We start from the raw sequence: 16,118 nt of genomic DNA, 5'->3' as shown, positions 1-16,118 counted from the left end.
AAAATCCTGTTTATTCTCTGTAACATCCCGCTATAGGGTTCGTCACAAAGAATAGTGTTTAATATTTATTATTTTTTGTTCCGTGCAAATCTACTAATTTTTTATTCAAATTATCTGAATTTTAATCAGTACCCAATATGTTTGTTAAAAAACAACATATTTCGGCTAAAATACAAATATTTTTCAAACAAATACAAGCTGTTTACATGTTGAATTATTGTAAGGATAAACATAAAAACTCATATTATTATATTCAATATTCGTTTACAATTACTTTATAGAGTATTTTGTGGTATTATCGTTTCTATTTTCAAGATATTTCTTACCTTAGTGAAAAATTTAACCTTTTCAAGAAATAACATGAAAACAAAGACATTCTTTTTGGCAGCGCTTGCCATTGGTGGCAGTTTAACAGCACAGGTTGGGATTAATACATCCTCCCCCACTCAGACCTTAGATGTTAATGGTCTGGTAAGAGTAAGAGCGCTTTCCAATGCAGAAAAAAAAATTGTGGCAGCTGATGCAGAAGGAGTTTTAACCCTGATTTCCCCGGAAGAGATTTTTGCCCCGAAAGCACTATTAAACACTTCCATGACCTCTGCAGAGCAGAGATTTACCGTTTATGAAGGAAAATGCTTCCAACCTACTGATAACGCATCTTCATGTACCGTTTCTGTTAATCATTATTCTTCCTGTGCCGGATTCAGTAATCCTGTGGATACTCAAATTGTGGTAGGACAGACTATTAATACGGGTAACGGACAGTTTTTAGGAACCTGGACAGCCCGATATATTGATAATAAGGGATTTGCCGGCACAGCACCAGTTGCCAATCAGACAGCACCGGATTACCCGAGGATTTCTTATCCCAGTGCCAATACAGCCAATTATTTAGGAAGTGGAAACTTCGCCGGCCAATGCAATACAGATCTAGTAACCACCATTAACCAGACCACCGGAGATATAAAAGTAGAGTCTGTAAAGCGAAGCATGTATGCACACCTTGTGTATCTTATTAATATTGCCCGCTCCAGATCTTTATAATAGTCGTTATATGATTTCAAAAGGCAGCCGTAATATTCTATTGCGGCTGTTTTTGTTATATTGAAAATGTTCTCTGATAAATAATAAAAAACAATCCAATAGAAAAGCCCCCGGATAGGAGGCTAAAAACTATTGGATGAATGAAAAACTTATCCCAAAAGTAGGAAACATTCATTCTGCCATTTATGAGTATAGTCATAAACATATTCAATTTACAGGAATCTCTTATAATGATGTTATAGCAGGGCTTTATTATTTCGGATGAAATTATAAGGAATCTTTCTTGAAGCTCACAACCAAATATTCTTCATTGGAACAGTATTTTTTACAGCTTTCATCCTTGAATTGATCAGGATGCTTCGAATATTCTTCAATATATTTAGCACTCTCATCAGTGTCAGCCGGAACAATTACTATATAATAATTTTCAAGAACAGAATCGTCAGCTTTTTCTACAGCTTCCTTTTTATATTGTAAAGCTTCGTTATATTTCATATTTTCTTTTTATAGAAACAATTTACTGATATTACTGTCAGCAGATTATGATTTCAATCAATTAAGAATAATAATTATTGTAAATTAATTGATGATCTCACCGCTGCTGTTTTTCAGCTTTTCCCTGAATTTTTGAAGGTCTTCAGACGTTGGCCTGTTCCATTGTGTAATTTCTCCGATAATTTTCAATGGCATTGCTGAACGGTAAGAACGGGTGGGATTTCCCGGAAATTTTTTATCCGTGACATTGGGATCATTTTCAAAATCCCCTGTTGGTTCAACTAGATATACACGCTCTGCGCCATCACCTTTTGCCAGTGCAGCAGCAAGTCCTGCCCCATTGGTTAAAGCAGTGAAATAAATATGATTCATTTTCAGTTCTGACTGATAATTAGAATTTCCACCGGCTGTGAGAAGATCACCGATTTTTAGATCGGCTTTTGTCCCGTGATAAAAAGGACCTTTATCAGAGGGATGATTTTTAAGCAACAAAGACAGTTCAGCATTCTTTTTTGACTTTTCCGCATCTCCCAGTTCCTGCCAGCATTTGGAAATATTCTGATAAAGAGCGGGCAGGGCACTTTTAACGGTATCGTCATTTATTTTTAGCGCAAACTCTAAAGATGTTTCCAGCCACTGTAAACGATCTGCAACTGTTTTCTGATGACGCGCTACATAATGAGCCGCCAGAAATTTTTCATGGTCGTCCGAAGCTTCTTCCCACGCTTGTAAAAACAGACGAATTGCTTCTTCAGGCATTTCTTTCTCTTCAAAGCTCATTCCCTGCAGACAAAGCCTGATTACCGGATTAAAAGGTGAAAATTCCATGTCTTTTATTTTTTCCAAATCTAGGATATTCTGCTGAAATTATTGGATATAAAACATAGAAATACTTACAACACAAAAATTCTACAAAATTTAAATTTTGTAGAATTTACTCCCTATCTATTTGATAGGAGTTGCCCTTATATTAATAGCATCACGATTACCAGATCCGAACGTCAGTCTAAAGGCTGTTCCGCTTGCTCCGGCACCGTTTACTGTAAGGGTATAATTTCCCGCAGGTAAAGTTAAAGTAGAACGGGGAACAAGATAAAAATTACCTGTTGCAACAAATGTTGCAAAGCTATTAATATAAGTGAGTGAGGATAATCCAAACACGCTATTAGTAGGAATACCCGCAGGTGCTGCAGTAAATGAATAGTACAGCGTACATAATTTCACCACATTATCCGTTATTCCAGCTCCGGCACTTCCCTGGGAAATCCCCGGGTTGGTAAAAACTGCAGAAATATTAGAATTAAACTCTACCAAAGAAGGTTTGCTGAGGGTAAATGACAGGGTCGCCAGAGTAATAGTGGATATAGACCCGCTGGTGGTAGCAGCCGGTACATCTAAAATTGTTGCTGCAAGTGCATCTCCAGCGATGGTACCTCCTGAAAGGGTTGTTTTTTCAGACCACGCAGTTTTTCGCTGCCACTGAGTTCCGTCGTTGTAATATTCTCCCGGATAAACAGGATTTGCAGCTACAGAATTGTTTGTTGCCGTGTTATATACCGTCATTCCGGCAACATGCGCTGAAAGGGGGGCCGGATTATTGGTTGCGGTAAGAGCTACTCTGGGAAGCAGTAAGCCTTTATTGGTACTGCTTACCTCCAGCATTGCATTGCTGTTGGGTGAAGCAAGGCCTATTCCCACTTGGGCCGACATCGGAGATAATCCTCCTGAAAAAATGATTACTATATATAATAAGTTTTTCATTATTCCTGTTTTTATCAATGTGTACTCCATAATTTTACTTTTATTTTGTTGGAGTGGCTTTAATCTGGGCAAGATCACGAATACCTGATCCATAATTAACTCTGAAAGGAGATGCGCCAGATGCTGTTCCAGTTATAGTAACAACATAATTTCCCGCCGGCAATTGAAGTAATGCATGAGGAGCTGTATAAAGATTACCTGTAATGGTGGTTATATTAGCAGTCGTTGCATTCATATAAGTCATTGTACTGCCCCCGAATGGAGTATTGACAGCTACTCCCGCAGGTGCTGAAGTAAATATGAAATTCACAGTAACTACTTTTACAGAAGAATCACCTACCGGAGTGTTACTATCACCATTTGCCGTAAATGACATAGAAATATTTCCTCCGAAATCTACACTGGAAGGTCTGTCCAGAGTAAAGGAAAAAGTTGCTAATGTTGTATTGACAGGGCTGCCTGCAGGAACATCTACAGGAGTCGATGAAAGTAAATCTGCAATAGTACCTCCTGCAATCATTTTTACATCATTTAAAGCGGAATTTCTCTGCCATTGCGTTCCGTCATTATAGTACTCACCAGGATACACAGGATTGGCCGCCGCAGAAGTATTAGTGGCTGTATTGTACACGGTCATTCCGGCTACGTGGCTGGTAAGCGGTGCCGGATTATTAGTTGCTACCAATGCAACTCTGGGTAGTAGAAATCCTTTATTAGTACTTGTAATATCCAATTGCGCATTGGCATTTGGACTCTGCACCCCTACCCCAACCTGTGCATTTGTAAACAAACAAAAACCGATGAATAGTAGACTGATATATTTATTTTTTTTCATTTTGGAATTTTAGCACTGTTATAATATGGCTCCTCAATTATTGTATGGGAGTTGCTTTAATCTGGATCATATCATGGGTTCCCCCGCCATAGCCTATTCTGAAAGCTGTTCCGCTTAAAACAGAACCTCTTACATTTAAAACGTAGCTGCCCACGGGTAAGGTAACCACAGCATATGGATTTACATAAACATCTCCCGTTACCGTTCCTGCAGCAGAAAGTGAATTGACATATGAAGTAGAATGATCTCCAAAAAAAGCCGTTGTCGATATACCGGAAGGAGCGGTGGTAAACTGAAAATTAATGGTGCACAATTTTACAGCTCCGTCTGATAATGGAGCCGTATTACTCCCTGAAGCTGTATACCGTGTAGAGATATTGGCGCTGAACTCGACAGTTGATGGTCTGTCTAAAGTAAAAGGAATTGTACTCAGAATCGTGCTCTGTGCCGTTTCCGCTGCCGCATCTGCCGTGATCAGCGAAACAGGATCACTTATACTTCCTCCCGTAATGGTTCTGGCATCATTCCATGTAGATTTTCTTAACCATTGAGTGCCGTCATTATAGTAAGCTCCGGGATATACAGGATGGGAAGCTACAGAATTATTAGCAGCCGTGTTATAGATTGTCATCCCGGCAACATGGGCTGAAAGTGGAGAGGCATTATTGGTAGAAACAAGAGCAAGTCTTGGAACCAATACTCCTTTATTTGTACTGGTTACATCCACCATGGCATTGGCGTTGGGAGAAGCTGTCCCGATTCCGATCTGAGCTGTTACAATTGAAAAACCACCCAATAAAACAGGAACCACAAAATTCATTTTTTTCATATTTGTGTAATTGTATTAGTTTTTATGATAAAAGACTTTTACAATATTTACGAGTGTAATACTTATCTGGTTTTTATTTTGAGAAAAAAAATGAAAATATCCTGAATTACTATGCAAAAAATTTAAAAAAATGATTTCTATGTATTAAATAATCAGGTGCCAATTGAGGAATTTGCCTTAACTATCAATTTGAAAGCATATCATAATGCTTTTATATCGGCTGAAAAGTGTCTTATGTACTCAATTGTTAAAAATAACATCACATTTTAAAAATTTAATGGATAAACGTTTAACCAAAACTAACAATGAGTACAGCATAATGTAACCATTTATTAACATTAAATTAATAACTTTAGTTCAAACAATTGATTATCAATATTTTACTATAAATAAAAAAAGTCCGCTAAATTACATTATTTTCTTTAACTGCCAAATAAATTACCCTATTGTTTTTTTACTATTTTATGAAATATTTTTGTCTTTCAAAAAAATGAAATGAAAAGGTCTTCTATCAAAGATATTGCTAAACTGGCAGGGGTTTCCGTTGCCACTGTATCTTATGTTCTCAACAGAAAGGAAGGACAGCGCATCAGCGAAGAGACCCGGAAAAAAATTTTTGAAATTGCTGAAACGATTAACTATACTCCCAATAAGATCGCAAAAAGCCTTAAAACGAACAAAACAAAGCTCCTTGGGCTTATTGTTGCAGATATCTCCAATGATTTTTATTCTCATATGGCCAGAAATCTCGAGGATAAAGCTTTACAACTGGGCTATACCCTCATTATTGGAAGTTCTGACGAAAATGCAGAAAAATTCAAGAAACTTACTGAGCTTTTCTCACAGCAGCAAGTGGATGGGATGATTGTTGCCCCCGTAGCAGGTTCAGAAAAAACCCTTGAAAACCTTATGGATATCAAATATCCTGTTGTCACTATTGACAGGTACCTGAAAGACGTTGCTATCCCCGGTATAACAATAAACAACCACGAAATAGCAGAGCATACTGCGAGTTTGCTTCTTACAAAAGATTTTGATCAGATAATCTATGTAGGCTATCAGACTGAGCTTCCTCATCTGCTGGACCGTCAGCATGGATTTGAAAGGGCGGTACGCATATCTAAAAAAACAGTAGAAATACAGTATCTGCTGGTAGGATTAGAAAATATTGCCAAGGAAGTACATGTAAAACTTGAGAAGATGCTGGGAACCTCACCGGAAAATACAGCACTTTATTTTTCCAGCAATAAACTGGCTGTTGCAGGACTCGCCTATCTCGTTAAAAATAACATAAAAGTCCCGGAACAGGTATCCGTAATAGCATTTGATGAAACTGATACGTATCACCTTTTCCCAACAGAAATCACATATATTAAGCAGCCTATTGAAGAGATGGCTGAAGAAGCTATCAAGCTTCTGGATGGACAGATCAACAATTTTGCAGCCACCGGAAAAAGGATCACGTTATCCGCTAAACTGATTTCTAAAGCCTCTTTAAAATAATCAACTTTAATAAAGACATTTTTTTTAAACAATAACTTAAACGTTTAACCTAATATGATAACAAATACATCTAACTATGTCGTATGCTTTGGAGAGGTACTATGGGATATTTTCCCTTCCGGATCCAGAGCGGGCGGTGCTCCATTTAATGTAGCTTACAATCTTTTCAAAATGGGAATCGACAGCAAAATGCTGAGCAGAATTGGAGATGATGAATTAGGACATCGTCTTCTTAATCAAATTAAAGACTGGGGAATAACAACAGATTTCATACAAATAGATGCGGAAAAGCCTACAGGAACTGTTCTGGCTGATTTTGATGAACATGGAGAAGCTGTCTATGAGATTGTAAAAGAAGTTGCCTGGGACTATATTGAATCGTTACCGGAACATAAAAATCTTATTCAGAATTCAGAAGCATTTGTCTTCGGGAGTCTGATCACAAGAAGTGAAACATCCCAAAATACACTGCTGGAACTTTTGGAATACTCCAAATTCAGGGTTTTTGATGTTAATTTCCGCCCTCCTTTTATTGATTTTGAATTTATAAAAAAATTACTTCACAAAGCTGACCTGGTAAAAATGAATAAGGCGGAACTGAGAACCATTCTTGAGCATCTCGGTGAAGATTATATTGATGAAGATACAGGCATCCACTATCTTCAGACTTATTTTACCCTGAATGAAATTGTTCTGACCAAAGGAAGTAAGGGTGCCAGATACTTTGTAGGGAATACAGCTTACAATTTCCCGGCAGTTCATATTGAGATTGAAGATACTGTGGGAAGCGGGGATTCTTTTCTTGCCGGATTTCTTTCTAAAAGAATTCAGGGCAGATCTCCGGAAGAAATCATGAAGCAGGCAACGTCATTAGGAGCGTTTATTACTTCAAAGTCAGGAGCATGTCCGGATTACACCTATGACGAATTCAGGGCATTCAGAGAAAAAAACAGCTGCAGAATTTCTTAAAAAACAGATTATATGAATACTCCAAAATTTACAGATAAGAAATACTATATCATCCTGTCTTTTGTTACCTCCTTATTTTTCTTCTGGGCTATTGCTCTTACCATGGGGGATGTCCTGAATAAGCATTTCCAGAATGTTCTTCACATTTCGAAGTCGAAATCAGGCCTTGTGCAGCTTTCTATTTTCGGAGCCTATGCACTGATGGGAATTCCGGCAGGACTTTTTATGAAAAGATTTGGTTATAAACTGGGGGTCATGTTAGGACTCTCGCTATTTGCACTGGGATCTTTTCTATTTATTCCGGCAGCCAATACTTCTTCATTTAACTTTTTCAGACTGGCACTTTTTGTACTGGCCATGGGAATGGCTACCCTTGAAACAGTAGCCCACCCTTTTGTAGCGGCTCTTGGGGATGAAAGAACGAGTGATCAGAGGGTTAATTTTGCCCAGTCTTTTAATGGTTTAGGCGCAATTATCGGACCTCTGCTAGGTGGATACTTTATTTTTGGCGCACCGGATTCAGGATCTGGATCTCTGGATTCAGTTAAAAACCTTTATACCTGGATTGGTATTATTATTCTGGCAATTACCATTATTTTCAGCTTTATCAGGGTACCGGATCTCAAAGACCCTCATGCAGAAGATATTATCATTTCAGAAAATGAAAAGGGAGAAGATTTATCCGTATCAGATCCTCACGCACCGCTTTATAAGCAGAGACATTTTATATTTGCAGTCATTGCCCAGTTCTTTAATATTGCTGCACAGGGCGGAACATGGGCTTATTTTATCAACTACGGGGTAGAAAAAATGCATCTTCCGGAGATACAGGCTTCCTATTATTTTTCTTTGAGTATGGCGATGATGATGATCGGAAGATTTATCGGAACCTTCCTGATGAGATTCATTGCTCCGAACAAACTGCTGGCTATCTTTACAGCATGTAATATCATTCTCTGTCTTATTATATCACAGAGTTTCGGGTGGGTATCATTTATCAGCCTTATTTTGCTCAACCTGTTTCTGAGTGTAATGTATCCTACCATATTCAGTCTCGGTCTTAAAAGATTGGGTTCAAAAGTGCAGCAGGCTTCATCATTCCTTGTTATGGCAATGTTTGGAGGAGCTGTATTCCCTCCCCTCATGGGTACAATTGCAGAAAAAGATATCGCTCACGCATACCTCCTTCCTATTCTTTGCTATGCGGTTATTCTATTATTTGCACTAAAATATTACAAGCCCAAAACCTTTAAATAATTCCTATGAACACAAAGCTTTTAGTGGCCTGGTGCATTTTATTCGTATGCATCAGCAGGGGAATTACTGCCCAGATTACCATTACCAACAAAAAATTTTCTTTTGGTACCACCGGAAGAATCGGGGTTGGCTATTCTCCAAATGCCGATGGAAAAACCGGAAGACAGCTGAATCTTAATAACCAGGGATCGTTAGGGGGCAGGATGGACCAGGGAGATTATGTTGATTTTTTACCGGCATTTCATTTTTCTCCTGTAGTGAACGGTGACAGTACAAAAACGACAAAGATTGATATGCAGGCAAGGTTAAGCTTTTATTCAGGCGGGACTTTTTTGGGAAACGTAGATTCAAAATCTAATCAGGGAATGATTGTTGCCTTACCGGAAGCTTTTGTGGAAGCCCGAAACATTATGGGAAGCGACTGGGATATCTGGGCCGGATCAAGATGGCTGAGATATGATGACATTCACATTGCAGATTACTTTTATTTCGATGACCACTCGGCAACAGGCTGGGGTCTGAGACACAAAAATACAAGGTTTTCAATGTTTTTCCCGGCAGCTATTGATACTGCAGCCAGCAATTCGACTCCCTATTCTTACACCAATGTAATCAGCGGATCAAAAAACCTGATCTACAGGCAGAGAGAAGTATTTGTTCTGGAGCAGAACCTCCCGTTTAAAAGCAAAAAGCATAAACTGAAACTGATGGCCGAATTTCATCACGTTGAAAGATCAGGAGAAAATTCCATAGAACAATATCCTGCAGACCGGGGATGGGTTTTCGGAGCCAAACTGAACACCAATATTGCCACAAAAATTCCGGGCTCATTCAACCAGCTTTCCGTAAGATACGGAACCGGAATTGCCAATGGCGGAGATAACGGAAACACGCAGACCTGGCGAACGTATGGAGCTCCTGATGAAATCTCAAAAACATACAATGGAGCCTATTCTCTTACAGTTGTTGAACATTTTCTCTGGAATATTTCAGACCGGTGGTCAGTTAATCCCTATGCCGTTTTCACCAAAAGTAAAGGAGGATCAGCTAACAATGACAAGGCTTTGGATTATTATAACCGTGAAATTTTCAACAGGAAAACAGAGTTTAATACCGGAATCAGAGCTACTTATTATTTTAACAACTGGTTTCATATTCTTTCTGAGCTTCATTATGCAGCAAGGAAAAACGGAACCCAGGATGCAGCATCAATGATGAAACTTGTCTTAGCTCCTACCATTGTTCCTACTGCCGAACGGAGTGTCTGGGCAAGACCTCACATCCGGTTTATTGCAGAAGTGTCAAGATATAATGACCAGGCTGTAAACAGCCTTTACTCACCGTTTTTACAACAGTCAGGCGCCAAAAGATTCGGAACTTATTTCGGAATACGGACAGAATGGTGGATTTTTTAATTAAAACAAATACAGTAAAATAAAATGAATATAAAATTGGGAGCTTCCCTCCTTTCCTGGATCACTCCTCTATGGAATGCGGAAGCTGGAAAATATGCTATAGAAAAAACGGCACAGGCCGGTTTTGATCTGATCGAAATACTGCTTCCGGATTCGATGGATTTTGATTCTGCCGAAGTAAAAAAACAACTCCGGAAAAATGATCTTGAAGCCGTATGTTCTCTGAACCTTCCCAAAGAAGCCCATATTGCTTTTTACCCGAAAACAGCAGAAAAGCTCATTAAAAAAGCGATTGATACAGTACATGAGCTGGAAACCAGCCTTCTTGCGGGCGTTCTGCATGGCGGAATTGGTGTATTTTCCGGAAAGCCTCTCACAGAAAATGAAAAAGACATCATTGCTGAAGTCTGGTGCAACGTTGCAGATTATGCCCGGAATAAAAACATCAGTATTGCTATAGAACCTATTAACCGCTATGAATCTTATGTGTGCAACACAGCGGAAAATGTATTGGAACTCATAAAAAAAACAGGCAGAGATAACCTTTTCCTTCATCTGGATACTTTTCATATGAACATTGAGGAAAGCAATTTTTATGACCCGATTATTTCCGCTGGGAAAATATTGAAACATATACATGTTACAGAATCTCACCGGGGCATGTTGGGAGAAGGCACTGTTAATTGGAATGAATTTTTCTCCGCCTTGAAGCAAATCAATTTTGAAGGAAATCTGGTTCTTGAAAATTTCAGTTCTTCCGTTCCGGGGATGCAGGAAAAAGTTTCACTATGGCAGAAATCGCCCTATAATGCTCAGGAACTTGCCGAAGGAAGCCTTGCATTTCTCAAGAAACATTTCAAAAATTAAATCCAAACGAAAACAGTGTACACAGGTCTTATTCTTCCTTTATCTGTGAGAGATCGAGGCCCAGTTTTGTAAATTCTTCCTGACCTTTATCTGTAATATAATAATGGCGGTCTGAAGGGTGGTCCTTCGCAATCCAGCCTTTTTCAACAAATTGCTCTAAAAGAAGCTGTCCTAATTTACCGCCAATATGCTCATAACAGGCTTTGGCGGGCTTTCTTCCGGTAGTTTTTTTCATAGTAATATGGTTATAAGTTTTTATAGGAGATGTTAATTCAGATGGAGGTAATCCTTAATTGTTTTCAGCACTCCGAAACTGTCATTGGTACAGGCTTCAAAGTTAGCTACCTGCTTTACATTCGGATGGGCATTTTTCATTGCGTAGGAATATTTGGCATTCTTCAGCATTTCAATATCATTCATATAATCTCCGAAAGCCATGGTATTTTCGGGAGAGATTCCCAAAGATTTCTGAAGGATTTTCAGAGCGTTTCCTTTATTAATATCCTTATTCATGACATCCAGCCAGAACTCACCTGAAACCACTACTTCAAGACCGAATTCCTCAAATCTTTTAAGCGCAGGATAAAGATATTTTTCAGAGCCTTCCGGATGATAGACAGCTATTTTTAAAGCGGTATCATCAATTTTTTCAGTAAGGTCATCTTTTTTCATGTTTTCCGTATAGTATTTGGAGAAAAAATCTACAAACTGCTGATCTTCGGTTTCATAATAAGCCATTTTTTTGGCTGACAATACAGCTTTTGCTCCCGGTATTTCACGAACAGCCTGGATGATTTCAACAATATACTGGTATTCCAGCGTATCCGCAAAAAGCTCCTGATCTTTGTAGATAACATATCCTCCGTTTTCAGCAATAAAACCGATCTCACTTTCTATTTCTCCGAAATAATGAGTGATACCCGGCATCTGTCTGCCGCTTGCAGGTACAAAAAGAATATTTCTTTTTTTCAGTTCTTTATAAATATCCGAAAATTCGGGGCTCATTTCATGGCTGGAATTAAGAAAGGTTCCATCCATATCGGTCACAATTAATTTTATCTGTTCCATAATTTATTGGGAAAAGCAAGACTCTGCATGTATCAGAATCATCATTTGCTTATTCTTTTTCAAAGATATTGATTTTATTATTTTTTCTTATAATGAATGGCGGGAAGGTTTCTTAATATTTCTGCACTCTGTTCAGGGGTAATGTCCCGCTGAGGTTCTGCCAGCATCTCATAGCCTACCATAAATTTCTTTATTTCCGCATTTCTGAGCAGCGGAGGATAGAAATGCATATGAAAATGCCATTCCGGATGTGGACTGCCATCTGTGGGCGACTGGTGGATTCCTGCGGAATAGGGAAATGAAGTTTCAAAAAGATTGTCATATACTGTAGTAACATTCCTGATAATTTCAGCAAAAGATTCCTTTTCTTCTTCGGAAAACCCTGCAATATTTTCTCTTTTCTGCCTGCTGACAATCATGATTTCATAGGGCCACGATGCCCAAAAAGGAACCAGTGCCGTAAAATATTCGTTTTCGGTAACGATACGCTCCCCTGCTTTAATTTCCTGCTCTAAATAGTCTTCCAGCAATGTCCTTTTATGCTTTTCAAAATAGAATTTCAATTGATCCTGGGTTTTCTGAACCATTGTCGGGATGGAAGACTGTGCCCATATCTGCCCATGCGGATGAGGGTTGCTGCAGCCCATGATGCTGCCCTTATTTTCAAAAATCTGAACATAATTAATATATTCCAGTGCCCCCAGCTCATTAAACTGTTCCTGCCACACCTCTACCACATTTTTTATCTGTTCAAGAGACATTTCCGGCAGGGTAAGACTGTGATCTTCAGAAAAACACACTACCCTGTTGATGCCCCGTTCCGGAAGAAGGGTAAAAAAACCGGAATGTTCTCCAGAAAAATCAATTTCGGTGTTAAGCAATGCTCCAAAGTCATTATTAAAAACATAGGTACCTGTATACAAAGGGTTTTGTGTGCCATTAGCACGCGTATTTCCGGAACAGAGATAACAGTCCGGATCGTGTACAGGACGGTTTTCTTCTGTAACTTTTTCTTTCTGTCCCTGCCATGGCCTGTCTGCCCGCTGTGGAGAAACCAGTATCCATTCATTTAAAAGAGGATTATATCTTCTGTGGGGATGTTTTTTAGGATCAAATAATGTATTCATTGATGTATTCTTTTATTCCGTCGGAAATTTTAACATGATAAACTTTCATCCGGATATTGAAATTTTCCAGGTATTTCTCACTGATTGCTTTAATTACTTCTTCCGCTTTATTTTCCCGGATCAGATTAATGCTGCAGCCTCCGAAACCACCTCCCATGATTCTTGCGCCCAGTACTCCTTCCTGCTGTAATACATTTTCCACCAGAAAATCAAGTTCTTTACAACTGACCTCAAATTCTGTTGAAAGGCCGTCATGAGTTTCTGTGAGAAGTCTTCCCAGATGTTCGATATTTCCTTCCGAAATAGCTTTTGCTGCCAATTCTACCCTCTTAATTTCTTTAAGAAGATAAAGGCATCTTTTGTATGAAACAGCACCCATTTCTTCTTTTACTTGATCAAGCATCGCCAGCGTAAAATCTCTGAATTTCTTGATTTCCGGAAAACTTTTCCATAAGATTTTTTTACCGTGTTCAACATCTTTACGCCTTTCATTATAACCAGATGTAAGGTGGCTGTGCTTTACACAGCTGTCAAAAAGAAGCAGGCTGTATCCTCTAAGATCAGCATCAAAATACTGATAATCCAGAGAATGGCAGTCGAGCATAATCACTTTGTTTTCCTTTCCAAAAACGGAGGCAAACTGATCCATAATTCCACACTGAACTCCCGCAAAAGCATGTTCTGATTTTTGCCCTATCACTGCAATCTCTTTTTTGGGGATCTGAAGATCAAAAAGCTCATTAAGGAGATAGGCAAAACCGCACTCAAGAGCAGCTGAAGAAGAAAGTCCCGCACCCATGGGGATGGTACTGCTAAGTACAATTTCCAGTCCGCAAAACTGATTTTCCGGTTTCTGCAGCTGGCTTAAAACACCCAGCATGTAATTCATCCACATCTGCTGTACCGGTTTCACTTTCATGGTGATATCAAAGGTATATGTTTCGCCAAGGTCTTTGGCAATAATTGTACACCGATTTGTCTGAGGAGTTTTACGGACAGCAAAACAGATGTATCTATCTATTGCAGCAGGCAGCACAAAGCCATCGCTGTAATCCACATGCTCACCGATAATATTAATTCTTCCCGGAGAAAGAAATAAGCGTTCCGGCTCTGCCCCGAATTCTGCTTTAAACTTTTCTATGGCTGGCCTGAGTAAGTGTTCATGAATATCCATCTATCTCTTTCTGATCTTATTTCATTTTCTGTGAATCTCTGATAAACTGGTCTAATCCTGAATCTGTAAGGGGATGTTTAAGAAGAGAAAGTATAGGAGCCAGCGGGCAGGTCACCACATCTGCACCAATTTTTGCACAGTTGAGGATATGCATGCTATGGCGTACAGAAGCTGCGAGTATCTGTGTATGAAAATTATAATTATCGTAAATCTCCCTGATTTCAGAGATCAGATGAAGACCATCTGTAGAAACATCGTCCAGTCTTCCAAGAAAGGGGGAAACATAAGTGGCTCCTGCTTTGGCCGCCAAAAGAGCCTGACCGGCTGAGAAAACCAGCGTGCAATTGGTCTTGATTCCTTTTTCAGCAAAGTAACGGATGGCTTTGATTCCATCTTTAGTGACAGGAACTTTCACAACGATTCTTGGATGTAATGCGGCGAGCTCCTCTCCTTCTTTAATCATTTCTTCAAACGCAGTTCCCAAAACTTCGGCACTTATATCCCCATCTACAAGAGTACAGATCTCAAGGTAGTGCTGGTGTATATTTTGTTTTCCCGAGATTCCTTCTTTCGCCATCAGTGAAGGATTCGTGGTAACCCCATCCAGAACGCCAAGCGCATTGGCTTCTTCTATCATCGCCAGATTGGCGGTATCAATAAAAAATTTCATACATCAATTATTATTTATAAGTGTTAAATTTACACTTATATTTTAATAAATCATAATGGGAATGTAACTTTTTATTGAAAACTACTGGATAAAGTAGTTAAATTCTTTCCTGTATTGGGAAGGACTTTTTTGGATATATTCCTTAAAAGTTTTGTTAAAATAGCTGAAATTATTGAATCCTGACTCAAAACAGACTTCTGTAATGCTTAAGGGCTGTTCTGCCAGCAGTTTCAGTGCATGTGTAATCCTGTACTCGTTTACAAAGCGCGTAAATGTTTTATTGGTAATTTTCTTGAAATAGCGGCAGAAAGACGGTACTTTCATATTGGCAAGATCAGCCACTTCCTCCAGGGTAATAGATTCTTTAAAATGATCCTTAACATAATTAAAGATCAAATTAATCCTTTCATTATCTTCAACCTGTGTCTGCAGATAATATTTACCAGCATTCAAGGTTCGGTAATCCTGCGTAACAGACAGCTCATCCAATATTTTGAGGAATTTGCAAAGCCTGTCCAGAGAAGAAGCCTCGTGCATCTCTACAATTTCTTTTCCTATCTTCTTTTTCACCTGTTCACCAAAGACAATTCCTACCTTGGATTTTTCCAGTAAAGCAGCAATTCTCTGCATTTCCGGAATACTCCATACAGGCTCTCCTAAAAAGTCCGGTTTAAACTGAATTACCATTTCATAATCATTATGAGTATTCTCATTGGTAAGCCCGCAGTGCGGTAGATTACTTCCTATCAGAACAAGGTCTCCGTCTGAAAAATAAGAGATACTGCTTCCGATCTGCCTCTTCCCTGAACCTTTGCAGACAAAAATCAGTTCAATCTCCGGATGATAGTGCCATACGTGAGATTTTATATTTTCATTGGTAAGAAACTTAAGACTGGTAAAACTACTTCCAATTGTTGGCCTTACGGCCTCGAATGACGGATTGGCATGCTTCATAAGACAAAATTCTTTTCATATGCAAAATTAACAAATTATACATCAATAATAACATTTAAAGGTAATATAACACATAAATATGAAAATTTAATTATAGCTAGATAATTCTAACCGTCATAGCTTTGTACCATTAATTCTAAAAGCCTTCAC

Annotated in this window: 18 protein-coding genes; 7 read left to right on the top strand and 11 right to left on the bottom strand. The window is 38.8% G+C overall.

The genetic code is table 11. The features are described from left to right. Positions 1 to 360: 360 nt before the first annotated feature. Together BLW74_RS08540 and BLW74_RS22790 are read left to right on the top strand one after the other, a co-directional pair. A complete protein-coding gene (locus BLW74_RS08540; RefSeq protein ID WP_089691696.1) occupies positions 361 to 1,044 on the top strand; it encodes a hypothetical protein in 684 nt (227 codons plus the stop codon). A 136-nt stretch (positions 1,045 to 1,180) separates the two neighbouring features. Further along, positions 1,181 to 1,309, top strand: coding sequence for a hypothetical protein (locus tag BLW74_RS22790; RefSeq protein WP_262487316.1), 129 nt, complete (start codon positions 1,181 to 1,183; stop codon positions 1,307 to 1,309). Between the two features lie 2 nt (positions 1,310 to 1,311). Here BLW74_RS22790 and BLW74_RS08535 read toward each other — a convergent pair whose 3' ends face one another. From BLW74_RS08535 to BLW74_RS08515, 5 genes are all read right to left on the bottom strand, one after another. Continuing rightward, the gene (locus BLW74_RS08535) at positions 1,312 to 1,539 is read right to left on the bottom strand and encodes a hypothetical protein (protein ID WP_089691692.1); all 228 of its coding nucleotides are present in this window, start codon (positions 1,537 to 1,539) and stop codon (positions 1,312 to 1,314) included. Between the two features lie 84 nt (positions 1,540 to 1,623). Next, a complete protein-coding gene (arr, locus tag BLW74_RS22860) occupies positions 1,624 to 2,037 on the bottom strand; it encodes an NAD(+)--rifampin ADP-ribosyltransferase (RefSeq protein WP_394331229.1) in 414 nt (137 codons plus the stop codon). A 447-nt stretch (positions 2,038 to 2,484) separates the two neighbouring features. Next, positions 2,485 to 3,300, bottom strand: a complete 816-nt coding sequence (locus tag BLW74_RS08525) for a hypothetical protein (RefSeq protein ID WP_089691686.1) — start codon at positions 3,298 to 3,300, stop codon at positions 2,485 to 2,487. A gap of 40 nt (positions 3,301 to 3,340) precedes the next feature. Continuing rightward, positions 3,341 to 4,135, bottom strand: coding sequence for a hypothetical protein (locus BLW74_RS08520; protein WP_089691683.1), 795 nt, complete (start codon positions 4,133 to 4,135; stop codon positions 3,341 to 3,343). Positions 4,136 to 4,172: 37 nt separating this feature from the next. Continuing rightward, the gene (locus tag BLW74_RS08515; RefSeq protein WP_089691679.1) at positions 4,173 to 4,964 is read right to left on the bottom strand and encodes a hypothetical protein; all 792 of its coding nucleotides are present in this window, start codon (positions 4,962 to 4,964) and stop codon (positions 4,173 to 4,175) included. A 495-nt stretch (positions 4,965 to 5,459) separates the two neighbouring features. Between BLW74_RS08515 and BLW74_RS08510 the strand changes: the two genes are divergently transcribed. Genes BLW74_RS08510 through BLW74_RS08490 form a run of 5 tightly spaced genes read left to right on the top strand, consistent with a single transcriptional unit; the run spans position 5,460 to position 10,975 of the window. After that, positions 5,460 to 6,467 carry a LacI family DNA-binding transcriptional regulator gene (locus BLW74_RS08510; RefSeq protein ID WP_089691676.1) on the top strand — a complete coding sequence of 336 codons (1,008 nt, stop codon included), beginning with the start codon at positions 5,460 to 5,462 and terminating at the stop codon, positions 6,465 to 6,467. 54 nt (positions 6,468 to 6,521) lie between these two features. Then, positions 6,522 to 7,436, top strand: coding sequence for a carbohydrate kinase family protein (locus BLW74_RS08505; RefSeq protein ID WP_089691673.1), 915 nt, complete (start codon positions 6,522 to 6,524; stop codon positions 7,434 to 7,436). Between the two features lie 12 nt (positions 7,437 to 7,448). Next, positions 7,449 to 8,693: a sugar MFS transporter gene (locus tag BLW74_RS08500; RefSeq protein WP_089691670.1), complete on the top strand. Its 1,245-nt coding sequence runs from the start codon at positions 7,449 to 7,451 to the stop codon at positions 8,691 to 8,693. Between the two features lie 5 nt (positions 8,694 to 8,698). Then, a complete protein-coding gene (locus BLW74_RS08495; RefSeq protein WP_089691667.1) occupies positions 8,699 to 10,108 on the top strand; it encodes a carbohydrate porin in 1,410 nt (469 codons plus the stop codon). 24 nt (positions 10,109 to 10,132) lie between these two features. Continuing rightward, positions 10,133 to 10,975 (top strand): sugar phosphate isomerase/epimerase family protein, encoded by an 843-nt coding sequence (locus BLW74_RS08490; RefSeq protein WP_089691664.1) that lies wholly within the window; start codon positions 10,133 to 10,135, stop codon positions 10,973 to 10,975. 28 nt (positions 10,976 to 11,003) lie between these two features. Here BLW74_RS08490 and BLW74_RS08485 read toward each other — a convergent pair whose 3' ends face one another. The 6 genes from BLW74_RS08485 to BLW74_RS08460 all read right to left on the bottom strand — a co-directional run bounded on the left by BLW74_RS08485 (position 11,004) and on the right by BLW74_RS08460 (position 15,968). Further along, complete coding sequence (locus BLW74_RS08485; RefSeq protein WP_089691660.1) at positions 11,004 to 11,210, bottom strand: ArsR family transcriptional regulator; 207 nt, start codon at positions 11,208 to 11,210, stop codon at positions 11,004 to 11,006. A gap of 32 nt (positions 11,211 to 11,242) precedes the next feature. After that, complete coding sequence (locus BLW74_RS08480; protein WP_089691658.1) at positions 11,243 to 12,043, bottom strand: HAD family hydrolase; 801 nt, start codon at positions 12,041 to 12,043, stop codon at positions 11,243 to 11,245. Positions 12,044 to 12,120: 77 nt separating this feature from the next. Continuing rightward, positions 12,121 to 13,170: a UDP-glucose--hexose-1-phosphate uridylyltransferase gene (locus BLW74_RS08475; protein ID WP_089691655.1), complete on the bottom strand. Its 1,050-nt coding sequence runs from the start codon at positions 13,168 to 13,170 to the stop codon at positions 12,121 to 12,123. Then, a complete protein-coding gene (galK, locus tag BLW74_RS08470) occupies positions 13,154 to 14,344 on the bottom strand; it encodes a galactokinase (RefSeq protein ID WP_317041028.1) in 1,191 nt (396 codons plus the stop codon). The genes BLW74_RS08475 and galK overlap by 17 nt, the downstream gene beginning before the upstream one ends. A gap of 16 nt (positions 14,345 to 14,360) precedes the next feature. Beyond that, positions 14,361 to 15,014 (bottom strand): fructose-6-phosphate aldolase, encoded by a 654-nt coding sequence (fsa, locus tag BLW74_RS08465; protein ID WP_089691652.1) that lies wholly within the window; start codon positions 15,012 to 15,014, stop codon positions 14,361 to 14,363. Positions 15,015 to 15,095: 81 nt separating this feature from the next. Then, complete coding sequence (locus BLW74_RS08460) at positions 15,096 to 15,968, bottom strand: AraC family transcriptional regulator (protein ID WP_089691649.1); 873 nt, start codon at positions 15,966 to 15,968, stop codon at positions 15,096 to 15,098. Between the last annotated feature and the right edge of the window lie 150 nt (positions 15,969 to 16,118).

This window comes from Chryseobacterium culicis (assembly GCF_900108365.1).
GTDB lineage: Bacteria > Bacteroidota > Bacteroidia > Flavobacteriales > Weeksellaceae > Chryseobacterium > Chryseobacterium culicis.
This window is presented reverse-complemented; position numbering and strand designations above follow the sequence as displayed.

Coding starts and splice junctions, on each gene's coding strand:
- BLW74_RS08540 (WP_089691696.1), top strand. CDS start 361: ATGAAAACAAAGACATTCTTTTTGGCAGCGCTTGCCATTGGTGGCAGT.
- BLW74_RS22790 (WP_262487316.1), top strand. CDS start 1,181: ATGAATGAAAAACTTATCCCAAAAGTAGGAAACATTCATTCTGCCATT.
- BLW74_RS08535 (WP_089691692.1), bottom strand. CDS start 1,539: ATGAAATATAACGAAGCTTTACAATATAAAAAGGAAGCTGTAGAAAAA.
- BLW74_RS08525 (WP_089691686.1), bottom strand. CDS start 3,300: ATGAAAAACTTATTATATATAGTAATCATTTTTTCAGGAGGATTATCT.
- BLW74_RS08520 (WP_089691683.1), bottom strand. CDS start 4,135: ATGAAAAAAAATAAATATATCAGTCTACTATTCATCGGTTTTTGTTTG.
- BLW74_RS08515 (WP_089691679.1), bottom strand. CDS start 4,964: ATGAAAAAAATGAATTTTGTGGTTCCTGTTTTATTGGGTGGTTTTTCA.
- BLW74_RS08510 (WP_089691676.1), top strand. CDS start 5,460: ATGAAAAGGTCTTCTATCAAAGATATTGCTAAACTGGCAGGGGTTTCC.
- BLW74_RS08505 (WP_089691673.1), top strand. CDS start 6,522: ATGATAACAAATACATCTAACTATGTCGTATGCTTTGGAGAGGTACTA.
- BLW74_RS08500 (WP_089691670.1), top strand. CDS start 7,449: ATGAATACTCCAAAATTTACAGATAAGAAATACTATATCATCCTGTCT.
- BLW74_RS08495 (WP_089691667.1), top strand. CDS start 8,699: ATGAACACAAAGCTTTTAGTGGCCTGGTGCATTTTATTCGTATGCATC.
- BLW74_RS08490 (WP_089691664.1), top strand. CDS start 10,133: ATGAATATAAAATTGGGAGCTTCCCTCCTTTCCTGGATCACTCCTCTA.
- BLW74_RS08485 (WP_089691660.1), bottom strand. CDS start 11,210: ATGAAAAAAACTACCGGAAGAAAGCCCGCCAAAGCCTGTTATGAGCAT.
- BLW74_RS08480 (WP_089691658.1), bottom strand. CDS start 12,043: ATGGAACAGATAAAATTAATTGTGACCGATATGGATGGAACCTTTCTT.
- BLW74_RS08475 (WP_089691655.1), bottom strand. CDS start 13,170: ATGAATACATTATTTGATCCTAAAAAACATCCCCACAGAAGATATAAT.
- galK (WP_317041028.1), bottom strand. CDS start 14,344: ATGGATATTCATGAACACTTACTCAGGCCAGCCATAGAAAAGTTTAAA.
- fsa (WP_089691652.1), bottom strand. CDS start 15,014: ATGAAATTTTTTATTGATACCGCCAATCTGGCGATGATAGAAGAAGCC.
- BLW74_RS08460 (WP_089691649.1), bottom strand. CDS start 15,968: ATGAAGCATGCCAATCCGTCATTCGAGGCCGTAAGGCCAACAATTGGA.